We start from the raw sequence: 15,526 nt of genomic DNA on the forward strand, positions 1-15,526 counted from the left end.
GGGCCGGACGGAGAATCCGCGGAATCATGCGGATCGCACCGAGATTCTGAGAGAAGTCTGGGAATTAGGAATCTGGGGGGCCGATGGTTGACGCCACTCGGGCCCATGGGGAATTGTGAATGAGCGTAAGGCAACAAAACACCGATTCAGAAGGAGAATTCCTCATGGACCGCAACGCTCTCGACCAGCTGCAGAACTCCACCGTCTTCGCCACCGACGGCGACAAGATCGGCTCCGTCGGTCAGGTCTACCTCGACGACGTCACCAACGAGCCCACCTTCGTCACGGTGAAGACCGGCCTGTTCGGCGCCCGCGAGACCTTCGTCCCGCTGCAGCAGGCCCAGACCACCGCCGACGGCATCACGGTGCCCTTCGAGAAGTCCTTCGTGAAGGATGCTCCGAACGTGGACGCGGACGGCTCGCTGACCCCCGAGGAGGAGCAGCGCATCTACGAGTACTACTCCATGGAGTACTCCGCCGCGGACTACGACGGCGACGTGCGTCGTGACGACGTGCGCACCGACGCCGGCGCCGCTGGCGTGGCTGGCACTGCGGGCGTGGCCGGCGTGGCCGACCGCCGCGACGAGGCCGTCGTGGACGGCGACCGCCACGACGTGACCGACCGCGACCGCCGCGACGTGGCCGACCATGACCGCCGCGACGTGACCGACGCCGACTCCGTCGTCGTCAAGGACGAGCACCTGAACGTCGGCACCGAGCGCCGCGCCTCCGGCCGCGTCCGTCTGCGCAAGCAGGCCTACACCACCACCGAGACCGTCGAGGTGCCCGTCACCCGCGAGGAGGTCGTGGTGGAGCGCGAGTCCGTCGACCCGAACTCCGCCGAGGCCCGCACCGCCGGCCGCGACGGCGACGTCGAGGTGACCACCTACGAGGAGACCCCGGTCGTCAACAAGACCGTGGACGCCGAGAAGGTCTCCCTGGGCAAGCGCCAGGTGCAGGACACCGAGACGGTGACCGAGGAGGTCCGCCACGAGGACGTCAAGGTCGACGGCGACGCCACCGATCGCGACCTCGACGGCCGCAACGACCGCAAGGATCGCATCTGATCTGAACGGACGCGTCGGCCTCAGGCCGGACGGCTGACAGATCACGCGGGGCCCCGGATCCATGGATCCGGGGCCCCGCTCGTGCGCGGTGGTGGTCCGACCGTGAGCACGTCGCTCCTTTGCCCTGCCCTGGCCTGGCGCGCTAAGCTGGACCGGTCTGACCGCGCGTCGCCCCGTGCGAGGCGCGCCGGACGGAGGAGACGTGCCAGAGCGGCCGAATGGACTTCACTGCTAATGAAGGGCTCGGCGAAAGTCGGGCCGGGGGTTCAAATCCCCCCGTCTCCGCCAGAGAGGGCCGGAATCCACGCGATTCCGGCCCTCTTCGCGTCTGCGCGCGGCGACCTGACATGGCGACCGGCTGGTGACTAGCCCTCCCCGCGACGCTCGCGCATGCGGCGCAGCAGCTCGTACGCCTCCGGGACGGAGAGCTCCGAGTGGCTGGACAGCTGGACGGCGGCGGACTCGAGGTTGCCGTCCCGCACCATGGCGGAGAGCTGGTCGCGCAGCCACGGCGGCAGGTCCTGCGAGGAGAGGCGGACGGACTCCGTCCCCCGCATCACCTCGACCTCGAAGGGGAACTCCTCCTCGGCGGGGGCGGCGGTCCACTCGGCCGGGACGGTCAGGGTGGTCAGCTCATCGGCGGGCGTCGCCGTCGGACGCGGCGCGGCTGAGGCGTGGTCGGTGTCCTGCCGGGCGTCGTCCTCGGCCACGGCGTCAGAGGTCTCGCGATCGGGCGTCTGAGCGTCCGGCTCCCGCTGCCCGCTCGAATCCTGTCCGGGCCGCTCCGGCCCGGGGGTCTCGGCCGGGGCCGCGTCGTCCCGGTGGGGCTCCTCATGGCCAGCGGAAACGGGCCCCGCAGCTCCGGCGGACGTGGCGTCCGGTTCCTGTGCCGGCTCGGAGTAGACCTGCGGATGCACGGCGAGGGACTGCACGTCCATGACGGCGTCCTTCAGGCCGCGCCCGGTGTGGGCGCGGTAGTCGCGCACGGCCTCCATCACGCGGCTCTGGGCGATGTGCCCATACACGCGCCGATGGGCGTCCTCGTCCAGCAGCCCCGCCGCCAGACGCGCACGCTCCGGTCCGATGTCCAGCCCGCGACCGGACGGCGTGCGCTGGTCCGCCGCCTGACGCGCTCGACCGGCCGACATCCACCGGGCGGCGGTGAACGCGAGGGCGCCGATGACGACCACCGCGAGGACAGGGACGAGATATTCCATGCCTCCATTCTAGGTGTGGCCCGCGAGGGCCATGCCGGCGGCCGCGGCGCCACATCACAACCTGGTCACAGTTCTGCCAGGGCCCCAGAGCCACCGAGGGCCTCGCCTACGGTAGAAAGTGGAGTTCTCCGTGTCTGGTCACGGCGGCCAGGGAGGAGACACTCCGCCCGCCACTCGACCGAGCCAGGAGACCGCATGTCCTTCCCCCGCCCGTCCGCCCGCACCGTCGACACCCCCTCGCCCCGGCGACGCCGCTGGTGGGGGACGTCGGTGGCGCTCGCCCTCGTGCTGGCCGGCTGCGCCGCCCCGCAGGGGGATGAGGGGACGACGGCCGGGTCCTCCAGCGCCACGGACGCTGCCGTCTCGTCGCCCGCATCTGCGGACGGATCGGAGGCCTCGTCGTCGCAGGGACGGTCCTCGGATGCGGCCTCCTCACAGGCTGCGGCGTCGTCCGGCGAGGGCTCGCCGTCGGCCGCCGCGGACCCCGCGGTCCCCCTGGCCGCCCGCTCCCATGAGGGCGTGCCGATGCGGGCCTTCACGGCGGAGGAGCGCCCGCCGCAGTTCGTCCTCTTCTCCTTCGACGGCGGCCGTCAGGATGCTCGCTGGAAGACCTTCCTGGACGCGGCGGCGGACTCCGACGCGAAGTTCACGGTGTTCCAGTCCGCGATCAACCTCATCGAGACCGCCAACCGGGAGAACTACACGGCGCCCGGCAACACTCCCGGCTACGTGGGCACGGAGTTCGGCGGCGACGAGGCCGAGGTGGCGCAGCGCATCGAGAACATCAACACGGCCCACGCCGCCGGCCACGAGATCGGCACCCACTACGCGGGCCACCTGTGCGCCCTTGCGACATACGGCGGCGACCAGTGGTCCACGGCCGAGTGGGAGCAGGAGTACGGCTCGTTCGCGGACATCCTCTCCGACCCCGGCGCCTACAACCCGGGCAGCTCCCTGCCGGCGCTGGAGGTCACCCCCGAGGACGTCAAGGGCGGACGTCTGCCCTGCCTCGACGGGGAGTGGGACCAGCTCGTCCCGATGTGGAAGGACAACGGACTCGAGTACGACACGTCGCGTGCCGCGGCCACCTCCGGCGTCGCCTGGCCCTACCAGGAGGACGGGATCTGGGAGTTCGAGATGCCGATGGCCTGGTCCCCCGTGCTCGCCGAGAAGGGTGCGGCCAGCCCGTTCGTGATGGCGATGGACTACAACTTCTGGATCGCCGGCAACGGTGGCAAGGACATCCCGGAGGACGTCGCCCGGCTCACCGACTTCCAGTACCGCACCTACCGCTACATGTACGACTCGGCGTTCGCGGGCAACCGCGCCCCGCTGGTCTTCGGCAACCACTTCAACGACTGGGGTCTCAACGCGTTCAACCCGGCCGTGGAGAAGGTCATGCGGGAGGTCTGCGTCGAGGAGGACACCTACTGCGTGACCTACCAGCAGATGAGAGCGTGGCTCGAGCTGCAGGACCCGGAGGTCCTCGCCGCCTGGCGTGACCAGGCCCGGTCTGCCACCGGCACGGATGCCGAGGCCCTCGGCTGGTCGACCCACTGACACCCGCCCCGACGACGGCCCCGGCTCAGCGCGCCGGGGCCGTCCCGCGCCCGCGCAGCACGACGACGGCGCTCGCCAGGGCGGTCAGCACCAGGGCCAGGACCATCAGCACCGTCCCCGGCCACCCGTGGGACTCGTGGAACACGCCGCCCAGCCAGCCGAAGAGGCTCGAGCCGGCGTAGTACGCGAAGTTGTACAGGGAGGTCGACTGGGCGCGGCCCGTGGGGGCGGCCGTCCCGGACCACGCGGAGGCCACGGCGTGGGCGGCGAAGAACGCGCCCGTCACGAGCACGAGGGCGGGCACCAGCACCGCCGGATGCGGGACCGACGTGAGGGCGACGCCCGCGGCCATGGCCGCCGTCGCGCCGGCCAGGACGGGCAGCCGGCCCACCCGCGCGGCCAGCCGGCCCGCGCGCGGCGACGACCACGTGCCCGCGAGATAGGCGAGGAAGACGAGGCCGGCCGCCGTCGGCGTCCAGGAGAACGGCGGGTCGAGCAGGCGGTACCCCACGAAGTTGTACAGCGCCACGAACCCGCCCATCAGCAGCGCCCCCTGCAGGTAGACGGCGACGAGCTCCGGCGAGCGCAGGTGACCGCGCACGATGCGCACGAGCGTCGCCGGGGAGGTGGGCGACGGCGTGAAACGTCGGGCACGCGGCGTGATCGCCAGGAAGCCGACCGTGCACAGCACCCCGACCACGGTGACGGCCAGCATCCCGCCGCGCCACGAGGACGCCTCCGCGACGGGCAGGGCGAGGAGCCGGCCGGAGAGCCCGCCGAGGGTGGTGCCGGCGATGTAGGTGCCGGCGGCCGCCGCGACCGCGTGCGGGGCCACCTCCTCCGCCAGCAGCGCCACGGCGAGTCCCGCGACGCCCCCGTGCGCCATGCCCTCGAGCAGGCGCAGGCCGAGCATGGCCTCGAACGTGGGTGCGAGGACGCCCGTGAGCGCGCACGCACTGGCGGAGACCATCGAGACCACCATGGCGCGTCGGCGGCCCCACCGGTCCCCGGCCACGGACCACGGCACCACCGACAGGGCGAGGCCGAGTGTGCTGGCGGAGACGAGCAGGGCGGCACGGTCCGCGGGGACGCCCAGGTCGTCGCTGACCAGCGGCAGCAGGCCCTGCGGGGAGTAGAGCTGGGCGAACGTGGCCACCCCCGCCAGGAACAGCCCGATCAGCAGCCTGCGGTACGCGGGCTCCCCGGGAGCGGCCGGCGCGGGTCCCGACGGCGGGACGGCCGGGGGCCCCGCGCTCGGGGGCGGAGTGGTCGGGGGCACGCCCTCACTGTATCCAGGCTGTCCACTACGATCGGTCGGGTGACTACCTCGACCCCCTCCCTCGACCTGCACGACTCCTTCAAGGCGTACGACGTCCGCGGCATCGTGGGCGAGTCCATCACGGCGGAGAGCGTCCGCGCGGTGGGCGCGGCCTTCGTGGACGTGCTGGGCCTGGCCGGTCAGACCGTGCTGGTCGGCGGGGACATGCGCCCCTCCTCGCCCGCGTTCATGACGGCCTTCGCCGAGGGCGCCACGCGCCGCGGCGCCGACGTCGTCACCCTGGGGCTGATTTCCACGGACATGCTCTACTACGCGGCGGGCGTGAAGCAGGCCGCGGGTGTGGTGTTCACCGCCTCGCACAACCCGGCCGAGTACAACGGCATGAAGATGGCCCAGGCCGGCGCCGTGCCGGTCTCCTCGGACACCGGGCTGTTCGAGATCCGCGACGCGGCCCAGGCGTACCTCGACGCCGGTGAGATCCCCGCGGCCGAGACCACCGGCACCGTGACGGAGGAGGACATCCTCCCCGGCTACGCCGCGTACCTGCGCTCGCTCGTGGACCTGACGGGGGTGCGCCGCCTGAAGGTCGTGGTGGACGCGGGCAACGGCATGGCGGGCAAGACCACCCCGGCCGTCCTCGGCGACGCCGAGCTGGCCGCCCTGCCGCTGGAGATCGAGCCGCTCTACTTCGAACTGGACGGCACCTTCCCGAACCACCCGGCCAATCCTCTGGAGCCGGAGAACCTGCGGGACCTGCAGGCCGCCGTCGTGGGGCACGGTGCGGACATCGGCCTGGCCTTCGACGGCGACGCCGACCGCTGCTTCGTGATCGACGAGCAGGGCGCTCCGGTCTCCCCCTCCGCGGTCACCGCCCTGGTGGCCCGCCGCGAGATCGCCCGCGCGAAGGCCGACGGCGAGCAGACCCCCGTGGTCATCCACAACCTGATCACCTCCCGCGCCGTCCCCGAGCTCGTGGCGGCCGACGGGGGCCGGGCCGTGGAGACCCGCGTGGGCCACTCCTTCATCAAGGCGGTCATGGCCGCCGAGTCCGCCGTGTTCGGCGGCGAGCACTCCGCGCACTACTACTTCCGCGACTTCTTCAACGCGGACACCGGCATGCTGGCGGCCATGCACGTGCTGGCGGCCCTGGGCGGCCAGGAGCAGCCGCTGTCCGAGCTGGCCGAGGAGTACGAGCCGTACGTGGCCTCCGGAGAGATCAACTCGCAGGTCGCGGATAAGGACGCCGCCGTGGCCGCGGTGGTGGCGCAGTTCGCCCCCGCCGTGGGCGAGGGCGTCGGCGAGGGCCGGGCCGTGCACGAGGACTTCGCCGGGGTGGCCACCACGGTGACCCGCATGGACGGCACCACGGTCGCCGCCCAGGACGGCACGTGGTGGTTCAACCTCCGCCCGTCCAACACGGAGCCGTTCCTGCGCTACAACGGCGAGGCCCGCACGGCCGCCACCATGGAGGCGCTCCGCGACGCCGTGCTGGCGATCGTCCGCGCGGAGCGCTGACCGCGGCGGCTCATCCGGCCTGGGCGAGGACGAGCGGCAGCACCCCCTGCGCGCCGGCCTCGCGCAGCACCCGCGCAGCCTCGGCGAGCGACCACCGCGAGTCGACGAGGTCGTCGACGAGCAGCACGGGGCCGTGGCGGCCGGCGTCCGGGGCGGTGCGCAGCATCTGCGCCATCGCCTCGGGGACGGCGAACCGGCCGTACACGGACCCGAGCCGGTAGGCGCTGTTGCCGCCCGGCCCGGCCGTGGGGCCGCCGCGCGCGTGCTCAAGCGAGCCGAGGAACGGCAGCCGGCCGATCCGGGCGATCCCCTCGGCGAACGACCCCACCAGCTGCGGGCGGGTGCGCGAGGGCATCGCGACGACGGCGATCGGCCGCGTCCGCCACCCCCAGCCGGCCAGGACGTCGACGGCGCCCCGCAGGACCTCCTCCGGCACCGGCGCGTCCTCCCGGTCCAGCAGGTCCCGCAGGACGGTGCCCCACCCGAGGTCCGTCAGGCGGGCGAGCGCGCGGCCCTCCTCGGCCTGCGACTCGGACGCGATGCGCCCCTTGACGGGCACGCCCAGCCGGTCCATGCCCGAGGGCCACATGCGACGGGGCTCGATCGGCACACCGGTGCGGCGCAGGGCGGCCTCCGCGCGCTCACGCGCCGCCCCGTCCGATCCCGTCGGGTACCAGGGGCCGGCGCAGACGTCGCAGCGGCCGCACGGCGCCGCGGTGGGGTCGTCCAGGGTGCGGGCCAGGAACTCCATGCGGCACCGGTCCGTGGTCTGGTAGTCGAGCATGAGCCGCTCCTCGGCCCGGCGGGCCTCGGCCACGCGGGCGTACCGCTCGGCGTCGTACGTCCACTCCCGCCCGGTGGCGCGCCAGCCGCCGCCCACCCGCTCGACCGCCCCGTCCACGGCGAGGACCTTGAGCAGCAGCTCCAGGGAGGTGCGCTTGATCCGCACGGACGGCTCGAGCGCCGCCACGGAGAGGGCCCCGCCGTGGTCCGCGAGCGCCCCCAGCACGGCGCGCGCCTGCCCCTCGTCCGGCATGGAGGCGGTGGCGAAGTACTCCCAGATGCGACGGTCCTCGGGCCCGGGCAGCAGGAGCACGTCCGCGTGGTCCGTCCCGCGGCCGGCGCGGCCGACCTGCTGGTAGTACGCCACGGGCGAGCCCGGCGCACCGAGGTGCACCACGAACGTCAGATCCGGCTTGTCGAAGCCCATGCCGAGCGCCGAGGTGGCCACGACGGCCTTCACCCGGTTGGCCTTGAGGTCCTCCTCGATCTCGGCGCGACGCTCCGGGTCCGTGCGGCCCGTGTAGGCGACCACCTCGTGCCCCGCCTCGCGCAGGGCGCGCGCCGTGTCCTCGGCGGCGGAGACGGTGAGGGCGTAGACGATCCCGGAGCCCGGCAGGTCCCCGAGGTGGTCGAGGAGCCAGGCCAGGCGCGCGGCCGGGCTGGGCATGCGCAGCACGCCCAGGCGCAGCGAGGCGCGGGCCAGGGGGCCGCGGAGCACGAACACGTCCTGCTCGGAGGCGACGCCGAGCTGCTCCACCACGTCCGCCACCACACGGGCGTTGGCCGTGGCGGTGGTGGCCAGCACGGGCACCGCGCGCGGCCCCTCGGCGGGAAGCAGCCCGATCAGGTCCCGGATGCGGCGGTAGTCCGGCCGGAAGTCGTGGCCCCAGTCGGAGATGCAGTGGGCCTCGTCCACCACGAGCAGGCCCATGCGCGCCACGAGGTCCGGCAGCTGCTCGTCCCGGAACCGGGGGTTCGTGAGGCGCTCGGGCGAGATCAGCAGCACGTCCACCTCGTCCGCCGCGAGCCGGGCCCGGACCTCGTCCCACTCCGTGGCGTTCGCCGAGCTCACGGACACCGCGCGCACGCCCGCCCGGGCGGCGGCCGCGACCTGGTCCCGCATGAGCGCGAGCAGCGGGGAGACGATCAGGGTGGGCCCTGCGCCGCGGGCGCGCAGCAGCAGGGAGGCCACGAAGTACACGGCGGACTTGCCCCAGCCGGTGCGCTGCACCACCAGGGCGCGGCGGCGGTGGGCCACGAGCGCCTCGATCGCCTCGAACTGCCCGTCCTTGAATCGCGCGTCCGGCCGGTCCACGAGCCGACGCAGGACGGCCAGGGCCTCCTCGTGCAGCGCGGCGTCGCCCCCCGGTGCGGAGGTCTCGGGGAGGCGGGGGCCGGCGTCGGGGTGCGAGGTGGCGTCCATGGCGTCAGTATGCCAACCGGCCCGGACACCGCAGGCGCGGCGGGGCCGTGCACCGGTGGGATGATGGGGGGATGAAGCTGAGCGCCTACACCGACGTCTGCCTGCGGGTGCTGATGACGCTCGCGGCCGCCGAGGGCGAACGGCTCACCAGCCAGCAGATCGCGGACCGGATCCAGGTGCCCTACAACCACGTGATCAAGGCGGTCGCCGAGCTGCGCCGCCGCGGGACCATCGAGGTGCTGCGCGGTCGGCACGGCGGGGCCATGATCGCCGCGGCCGGTCTGGACCAGCGTGTGGGCGAGCTCGTGCGCTCGCTGAGCAGCCGCGACGAGGTGATCGACTGCGCCGGGCGCGACTCCGGGGTGGCGTGCCCCTACGCCGGCGACTGCCGCCTGCGCGGCGCCCTGCACCGCGCACGCGAGGCCTTCCTCGCCGAGCTCGACACCGTGCGGATCCGGGATCTGGTGAGCGCTGGGCCTGTCGGCGGGCCCGTGCTGCTGGGCCTGCCGGAGATCCCCGTGGCGCGCTGACGGAACGGGCCGGGAGCGAGTTCCCGGCGGCGACGGCCGGGTGTAATCTGGCAAAATCAGCGCAAGATTCCCCACCGAGGAGACGGAGACCCCCGTGCTGTCCGAGAAGTCCCGCCCCGTCATCGAGGCCACCGCCGCCGTCGTCGCCGAGCACATGCCGGAGATCACGCCCCTGTTCTACGCCCACATGTTCGAGGCCCACCCCGAGCTCCTCGACGGCGTCTTCTCCCGCGCCAACCAGCGCAACGGCGAGCAGGCCCAGGCCCTCGCCGGATCCATCGTGAAGTTCGCGGTGCACCTGCTCGAGAACCCGGGCACCCTGCCCGAGGCCGTCCTGTCCCGCATCGCCCACAAGCACACCGCCCTCGGCATCGTCGAGGAGCAGTACCCGATCGTCTACGAGAACCTCTTCTGGGCCATCGGCGAGGTGCTCGGCGACGCCGTCACCCCCGCGGTGGCCGACGCCTGGACCGAGGTCTACTGGCTCATGGCCGACGCCCTCATCAAGATCGAGAAGGGCCTCTACGCCCAGCAGGCCAACGACAGGATGTGGACGGACTGGAGGGTCGTCGCGAAGGAGCCCACCGGCAACGCGGCCGTCACCTTCCGCTTCGAGCCGGCCGACGACACCCCGCAGTCCCGCGGCAGGGCCGGCGGCTACGTGTCCGTGCGCCTGAAGGTCGAGGACGGCCTGCGCCAGTGCCGCCAGTACTCCCTCTCCGAGAAGGCCGAGTCCACCACCGAACGTGTCATCACCGTGAAGCTGGACGAGGGCGGCGAGGTCTCGCCCATGCTCATCCAGAACGTGGAGGTCGGCGACGTCATCGAGCTGTCCAACCCCTACGGCGACATCACCCTCGAGGACGAGGACTCCACCGCTCCCCTGGTCCTGGCCACCGCCGGCATCGGCATCACCCCGGCCGCCGCGATCCTGGACGCGCTCGCCCAGCAGGGCTCGGACCGCCAGGTCCTCTTCTTCCACGGCGACGCGTCCTGGGAGGCGGTGGCCCTGCGCGAACAGGTGACGGAGTCCCTGGCGGCGTTGCCGCACGGCGACGCCCGCCTCTTCCTCGGGGTGCGGCCGGAGCAGGACCCCGAGGGCGTCACGACCGTCGAGGGTGTGATGCACTTCGACGACGTCGAACTGCCCCGCGACGGGCACTACATCCTGTGCGGCCCGCTCGCGTTCATGCAGTCCACCCGCTCGAAGCTGATCGACGCCGGCGTGCCCGCGACGTCCATCCGCTACGAGATCTTCGGCCCGGACCTCTGGCTCGCCGCCTGATCCGGCCCTCCTCCGGACGTCGGGTCTCAGCCCCGGCCGGCCGCCCGCCGCGCCCCGGCGACCAGCAGCAGCGTGGCCCACATGCCCAGCAGGAAAGGCCAGGTGAACACCGGGATCGCGGTCTCCACCAGCACGTGCTGGAAGGCCAGGCTCAGCGCCACGCCGACGACGACGAGCGGCACCCGCCGTCGCCAGCCGCCGAGCCCCTGGACCACCGCGCCGAGCGCGATGGCGACGAGCACGGAGCTGTACCCCCACAGGCCCGTGGACACGTCCGTGAGCTCGTGCCCCACGATGAGACGGGCCGCGGCGAAGGAGGCCACCGCGCCGAACAGCCCGTAGAGCCCCACCCGCCAGGACCCCACGAAGAGGGCCGCCAGGATCAGCGCGCCCGGGAGAGCGCCGTCCGCCAGGACCACCTCCGCGAAGCTGTTGAGCAGTCCCAGGCCGAGACCGGGCCACGGGGACCCGGATGAGGTCAGCGGGGCGGAGGGCCCGGCGAGGGCGGCCGTGAGGAGGGTCAGCATGCCCGCGGTCAGGCAGAACGGGGCGGTGGACACCGGGAGTCCCGCGGAGCGCAGGGGCCGGGTCGCGAAGAGCCGGGCCACGAGCACGTGCACGGGGACGCAGGCTGCGGCGCCGACCACCGTGGCCAGCACGGCTGTGAGGGGGGTGGGCGCGAAGACGAGCGCCGCGGCGGCCCCCACGAGCGCGCCGTTGTAGCCCATGATCCCGTGCCGCGCCTCGTCGCCGAGCACGACCGCCCGGGCCCGCAGGTCGTCCTCGGTCTCGTCGGGGTGCCGGACGGCCGAGCACAGCGCCTGCACGGCGGAGCCCAGGGCCGTCGTCACCGCCGCCCAGGGGTGCATCAGCGCCAGGGCACCCAGGATCAGCGCGCCGCTCAGGGAGTTCTCCAGAAAGAAGATCTGGGACACCCCGCGCAGCACCGTGCGGAGGGCCGTCCCGAGGGGACGCGGCGCACGGGGGGATCGGGACGGAGCCGTGGTCGACGTCGTCATGCCCCATCCCCCACGGGACAGACCCGGCCGCGCCGGTGCTCGAGCAGGGCGGCGCACAGCCAGATGAGAACGAAGACGCCGACGAGCGCCAGTCCCGCGTGGCCGAGGTCCACCTCCGCCAGCCAGGTGGTCACCGGGTCCGTCAAGCCCAGCAGCTCATGGACGAACGCGCCGAGGGTGAGCACCGCGATGAACAGGGCCGAGACCGCGGACACGGAGGTGACGACGAGGTTGAAGCGGCGCCGGCGCTCGGACTGCTGCAGAGCGCTCGAGTAGAGCCGCATCATGCCCAGCCCGTTGGTGGTGTCGCAGAGCGTCATGGCGGCGGTGAACGCCACCGGCAGCGCCAGCAGGGTCACCAGGGGGATGCCGGCGGCGGAGACGGACACGGCCAGCAGCAGCAGGCCGATGGTCGTGGCCGTGTCGAAGCCCAGGCCGAAGAGGAACCCGATGACGAAGATGTCCCGCGGGGAGCGCACACGGCGCAGCGGGGCCCGCAGGAGGCGCGTGACCAGACCCGTGGGCTCCTCCGCCGGGCCCGGACGCCGTACTGCGGACGCCCGGCGCAGCCGCAGCGCCGAGACGCCGTTGTACACGCCGAGCAGCAGCAGGTAGCCACCGGACACGCCGGTGCCGATCAGTCCGAGCACCCGGTTCGCCGGCGACCCATCGGCGAAGGCCCCCTGCATGAGCCCCGCCCCGGCGACGGCCAAGACCGCCGCGAGAGTCACCACGAGGGAGTGGCCCAGGCTGAACGCCAGGCCCACGCCGGCCGGGCTGCCGCCCTCGGAGACGAACTTGCGCGTCGAGTTGTCGATCGCGGAGATGTGGTCCCAGTCGTAGCTGTGCTTGAGCCCCGCCCCGTAGGCGGTGACGAGCGCGGCCAGGAGCACGGGCGAGGGCGACGCTCCGCCGTACCCGCCCAGCAGCAGCGCCGCGGCGAGGACGTGGAGCGCCACCACCACTGCGTAGACGGCCGCCACCCGCACCCGGAGCGGTCGCTCCGGGGCGGCTGTCCTGTGGGGCGTCACGGCGGTCGGGACGGCATGGCTCATAGGGGGTCCTCCTCCTCGGCGGGCACGGATGGGGTGGGTCAGTACTTGCGCAGGGCGAGCGGGGACTGGTCCCGCCAGCGGGCACGGAGCAGGTCCGCGAGCGCGTGGTGCAGGGCGGTGATGCGGCCGGTGGAGGCGGCGAGGGAGCGCACGCTCACGCAGTCCACCCCGTGGGCGCGGCCCGTGCCCGCCCGGGTGATGCCGGAGACCGTGTCCGAGGCGTCGACGACCTCCGTGAGCTCGGCGACGAGGTCCGCGTCCAGCCGACGGTCAGCGACCAGCAGCTGCCCGGTGTGGGAGTGGCCCTCGAGCATGCCCATCCCGGTCAGGCCCTGGCCCTCCGCGGGGTGGAGCCGGAGCTGGTCCACGACGAGCCGGCGGGGGTCCCCGCCGGGATCGACGGTCACCTCCGTGCGCATGCCGAGCCGGTCGTAGCGGAACGGCTCGGCGGTGGGCGACCACCCGGGGGTGATCACCTCGGCCAGCAGCACAGAGGCGGAGGGGTCCATCACCACGCGGGTGTCCTGCAGATAGGACCCGCCCCGGTACACGATCAGCTGGTCGGGCACGTACTCGAGGACGGCACCGGGTCCCAGCCGCAGGGTCATGTCCTGCCGGGCGGGGCCCTGCGGGGTGCGGTAGACCTTCGTGGCGGACTGCGTGGTCAGCAGCAGGGAGGCATCCTCCTCGACGTCGACCTCGATCCCGTACCGGTCGGCGCCGAAGTAGGCGCCGCCGGGGTTGATCACGGTGTAGGAGACCTGCCCGGACCGGTCCAGGTAATGGGGGCGCAGCACGCGCAGCGCCCCCTGGTGGAACTGCCGGGCGGCCACGGAGCGGCCGCCGCGGACGGCGACGCGCAGGCGCAGCTCGCCGGTGAGGCCCTCAGCCAAGGTCTGCCATCAGCACGTCGTTGCGGATCCAGTCCATGACGACGTCCAGGCCCTCGTCGGTCTTGAGGTTCGTGAAGGCGAACGGGCGGTCCTTGCGGAACACCTTCGAGTCGGACTCCATGACGGACAGGTCGGCGCCCACGTACGGGGCCAGGTCCGTCTTGTTGACGATGAACAGGTCCGACTTGATCATGCCCTGGCCGGCCTTGCGCGGGATCTTCTCACCCTGGGCGACGTCGATGATGTAGATCGAGAAGTCGACGAGCTCCGGGCTGAAGGTCGCCGAGAGGTTGTCGCCGCCGGACTCCACGAAGATCACCTGAAGGTCCGGGAAACGGGCCTTGAGCTGCTCGATGGCCGCCTCGTTCATGGAGGTGTCCTCGCGGATGGCGGTGTGGGGGCAGCCGCCCGTCTCGATGCCCACGATCCGCTCCTCCGGGAGCACCGAGGTGCGGGAGAGGATCTTGGCGTCCTCGATCGTGTAGATGTCGTTGGTGATGGCGGCCATCGAGATCTCCTCGCTCATCGCGCGGGTGAGGCGCTCCACGAGCTGGGTCTTGCCGGCCCCCACGGGGCCTCCGATGCCGATGATCACGGGATCCATGGTGTTCTCCTTCTGTGTGTGTCGGTGGTGCCGGGCCGGCCCCGCGCGGGGTACGGCCGGCCCGGTGTGGTGCGCGGGCCGCTCAGCTCATGAACATGCGGGCGCGCTGCCGCTCGTGCCGCATCTGGGCGATCTCCAGCCCCGGGGCGATGGCCCCGAGGTCGTCGGGGTCGAGGTCACGGGAGACCTCGACGGCCCGCAGGACCCACTCCTGGGCCCGGCGGACGACCCGCTGGCCCGCGTCCTGGCCCAGCGGGATGCCGCGGACGGCGTTCTGCGTCAGCGACATGACGGAGGCGTGCAGGTGCGCGGCCACCGCCTCCTCGACGGGCACCCCGATCTCCCGGGCGATGACGCCCCAGACGAGGGCCTGGTGGGCGTCGAGCGTGCCCGCCTCGACCCCCTCGTGGTAGCGGCGGACCCAGTCCCCCGGGTAGGCGGGGGCGCCGATGCGCAGCAGTCGCCGCCCCATCGTGCGCCCCGCCTCGCGGATCTGGGCGGGGAGCGCCTGCGCGGTGACGAGCTCGTCCAGGTCCGCGACGGCGTCGAAATTCTCCGCCGCGTAGACCAGGCGGACCGCCAGCGCGTCCGTGAACGTGAGCTGCTGCTCCACGAACATCTCCAGCCAGGCGGCGAAGTCCTCCTCGCCCTCGACCCGGCCGTCGCTCATGTAGGTCTCCAGGCCCAGGGAGTGGCTGAAGGCGCCCGTGGGCAGCGCGGAGTCCGTCAGCTGCAGCATCCCCAGGAGGGCGACGCCGGACGGGACGCCCGGCGCCGCCGTGGAGGTGGTCCCGGCCATGTCAGTGGGTGTGCTCGGCATGGCGGAAGGGCACGTCCATGACGCGTTCCTGCCGCTCGTGGGGCACGTCGTGGGCGCGCAGGAAGTCCTCGACGGTGTGGTCGTACTGCACCACCATCGCGTCCCGGCCGAAGGGCCCGTCCGCGTCGAAGAACTGGGCCGGCAGGTGCCGGTTGCCCAGGCTGTGCGCCACGAACGCCATCTCGCGCAGCGATCGCGCCGAGATCACCAGCACGTCCGTGGACAGCACGCGCACGATCACGGCGTTGCCGCGCTCGCCCTCGTCGTCGACGGTCAGGATGTCGCCGTCCCGCAGGTCCGGGGACCCGGCGGGCAGACGCAGCCCGTACTCATTGCCGTGGTCGGTGCGCAGCCGCTGGATGCGCTTGACGAGGGCGGAGCCCTCGAGGTGCACCTGCTCCCGGTGGCGGTCGCCCACCAGGGTGGCGCCGGCGTCGTCGTGGACGTTGCCGAGGATCTCGGTGACGATCATGCGG

General features: G+C 73.0%; 14 protein-coding genes and 1 tRNA gene. 6 read left to right on the top strand and 9 right to left on the bottom strand.

Translation table 11 applies throughout. The annotated features are described in order from the left end of the window. The first annotated feature begins 164 nt into the window (after positions 1–164). The gene (locus POD19_RS01560) at positions 165–1,067 is read left to right on the top strand and encodes a PRC and DUF2382 domain-containing protein (RefSeq protein ID WP_002858048.1); all 903 of its coding nucleotides are present in this window, start codon (positions 165–167) and stop codon (positions 1,065–1,067) included. A 196-nt stretch (positions 1,068–1,263) separates the two neighbouring features. After that, positions 1,264–1,355: transfer RNA gene (locus POD19_RS01565), tRNA-Ser, on the top strand. A 77-nt stretch (positions 1,356–1,432) separates the two neighbouring features. Here POD19_RS01565 and POD19_RS01570 read toward each other — a convergent pair. Beyond that, complete coding sequence (locus POD19_RS01570; RefSeq protein WP_145032424.1) at positions 1,433–2,284, bottom strand: hypothetical protein; 852 nt, start codon at positions 2,282–2,284, stop codon at positions 1,433–1,435. 195 nt (positions 2,285–2,479) lie between these two features. On the opposite strand from POD19_RS01570, the gene POD19_RS01575 reads away from it, so the two are divergent. Continuing rightward, entirely contained in the window at positions 2,480–3,844 is a 1,365-nt protein-coding gene (locus POD19_RS01575; protein ID WP_145032427.1) for a hypothetical protein, read from the top strand. Between the two features lie 25 nt (positions 3,845–3,869). Here POD19_RS01575 and POD19_RS01580 read toward each other — a convergent pair whose 3' ends face one another. After that, positions 3,870–5,021 (bottom strand): MFS transporter, encoded by a 1,152-nt coding sequence (locus POD19_RS01580; protein WP_260979611.1) that lies wholly within the window; start codon positions 5,019–5,021, stop codon positions 3,870–3,872. Between the two features lie 141 nt (positions 5,022–5,162). Here POD19_RS01580 and POD19_RS01585 point away from each other — a divergent pair, with 141 nt between their 5' ends. Beyond that, positions 5,163–6,638, top strand: a complete 1,476-nt coding sequence (locus POD19_RS01585) for a phosphomannomutase/phosphoglucomutase (protein ID WP_145032430.1) — start codon at positions 5,163–5,165, stop codon at positions 6,636–6,638. A 10-nt stretch (positions 6,639–6,648) separates the two neighbouring features. Here the strand turns inward: POD19_RS01585 and POD19_RS01590 are convergent, their stop codons facing one another. Next, complete coding sequence (locus POD19_RS01590) at positions 6,649–8,844, bottom strand: RecQ family ATP-dependent DNA helicase (RefSeq protein ID WP_101966090.1); 2,196 nt, start codon at positions 8,842–8,844, stop codon at positions 6,649–6,651. A gap of 71 nt (positions 8,845–8,915) precedes the next feature. On the opposite strand from POD19_RS01590, the gene POD19_RS01595 reads away from it, so the two are divergent. After that, positions 8,916–9,374 (top strand): RrF2 family transcriptional regulator, encoded by a 459-nt coding sequence (locus tag POD19_RS01595; RefSeq protein ID WP_036339809.1) that lies wholly within the window; start codon positions 8,916–8,918, stop codon positions 9,372–9,374. 94 nt (positions 9,375–9,468) lie between these two features. Further along, positions 9,469–10,659 (top strand): globin domain-containing protein, encoded by a 1,191-nt coding sequence (locus tag POD19_RS01600; protein ID WP_098093631.1) that lies wholly within the window; start codon positions 9,469–9,471, stop codon positions 10,657–10,659. A 26-nt stretch (positions 10,660–10,685) separates the two neighbouring features. On the opposite strand, the gene POD19_RS01605 is transcribed toward POD19_RS01600, so the two are convergent. The 6 genes from POD19_RS01605 to ureE form a co-directional block, all read right to left on the bottom strand. Continuing rightward, positions 10,686–11,678 (bottom strand): urea transporter, encoded by a 993-nt coding sequence (locus POD19_RS01605; protein WP_060775568.1) that lies wholly within the window; start codon positions 11,676–11,678, stop codon positions 10,686–10,688. Then, entirely contained in the window at positions 11,675–12,733 is a 1,059-nt protein-coding gene (locus POD19_RS01610) for a HoxN/HupN/NixA family nickel/cobalt transporter (RefSeq protein WP_100056467.1), read from the bottom strand. The genes POD19_RS01605 and POD19_RS01610 overlap by 4 nt, the downstream gene beginning before the upstream one ends. Positions 12,734–12,771: 38 nt before the next feature. Then, positions 12,772–13,626 (bottom strand): urease accessory protein UreD, encoded by an 855-nt coding sequence (locus POD19_RS01615; protein ID WP_002854155.1) that lies wholly within the window; start codon positions 13,624–13,626, stop codon positions 12,772–12,774. Continuing rightward, entirely contained in the window at positions 13,619–14,230 is a 612-nt protein-coding gene (ureG, locus tag POD19_RS01620; RefSeq protein ID WP_002854154.1) for an urease accessory protein UreG, read from the bottom strand. The genes POD19_RS01615 and ureG overlap by 8 nt, the downstream gene beginning before the upstream one ends. 82 nt (positions 14,231–14,312) lie before the next feature. Further along, positions 14,313–15,029 (bottom strand): urease accessory protein UreF, encoded by a 717-nt coding sequence (locus POD19_RS01625; protein WP_100056466.1) that lies wholly within the window; start codon positions 15,027–15,029, stop codon positions 14,313–14,315. Position 15,030: 1 nt separating this feature from the next. Beyond that, positions 15,031–15,522 carry an urease accessory protein UreE gene (ureE, locus tag POD19_RS01630; RefSeq protein WP_100056465.1) on the bottom strand — a complete coding sequence of 164 codons (492 nt, stop codon included), beginning with the start codon at positions 15,520–15,522 and terminating at the stop codon, positions 15,031–15,033. Positions 15,523–15,526: the final 4 nt, after the last annotated feature.

Source organism: Micrococcus sp. GPGPB33, assembly GCF_037853785.1.
GTDB classification, from domain to species: Bacteria; Actinomycetota; Actinomycetes; order Actinomycetales; family Micrococcaceae; genus Micrococcus; species Micrococcus luteus.

Excerpts from the sequence above, each read along its gene's own strand:
- ureG (WP_002854154.1), bottom strand. The coding sequence starts at position 14,230 with ATGGATCCCGTGATCATCGGCATCGGAGGCCCCGTGGGGGCCGGCAAG.
- POD19_RS01605 (WP_060775568.1), bottom strand. The coding sequence starts at position 11,678 with ATGACGACGTCGACCACGGCTCCGTCCCGATCCCCCCGTGCGCCGCGT.
- POD19_RS01575 (WP_145032427.1), top strand. The coding sequence starts at position 2,480 with ATGTCCTTCCCCCGCCCGTCCGCCCGCACCGTCGACACCCCCTCGCCC.
- POD19_RS01625 (WP_100056466.1), bottom strand. The coding sequence starts at position 15,029 with ATGGCCGGGACCACCTCCACGGCGGCGCCGGGCGTCCCGTCCGGCGTC.
- POD19_RS01560 (WP_002858048.1), top strand. The coding sequence starts at position 165 with ATGGACCGCAACGCTCTCGACCAGCTGCAGAACTCCACCGTCTTCGCC.
- POD19_RS01610 (WP_100056467.1), bottom strand. The coding sequence starts at position 12,733 with ATGAGCCATGCCGTCCCGACCGCCGTGACGCCCCACAGGACAGCCGCC.
- POD19_RS01595 (WP_036339809.1), top strand. The coding sequence starts at position 8,916 with ATGAAGCTGAGCGCCTACACCGACGTCTGCCTGCGGGTGCTGATGACG.
- ureE (WP_100056465.1), bottom strand. The coding sequence starts at position 15,522 with ATGATCGTCACCGAGATCCTCGGCAACGTCCACGACGACGCCGGCGCC.
- POD19_RS01570 (WP_145032424.1), bottom strand. The coding sequence starts at position 2,284 with ATGGAATATCTCGTCCCTGTCCTCGCGGTGGTCGTCATCGGCGCCCTC.
- POD19_RS01590 (WP_101966090.1), bottom strand. The coding sequence starts at position 8,844 with ATGGACGCCACCTCGCACCCCGACGCCGGCCCCCGCCTCCCCGAGACC.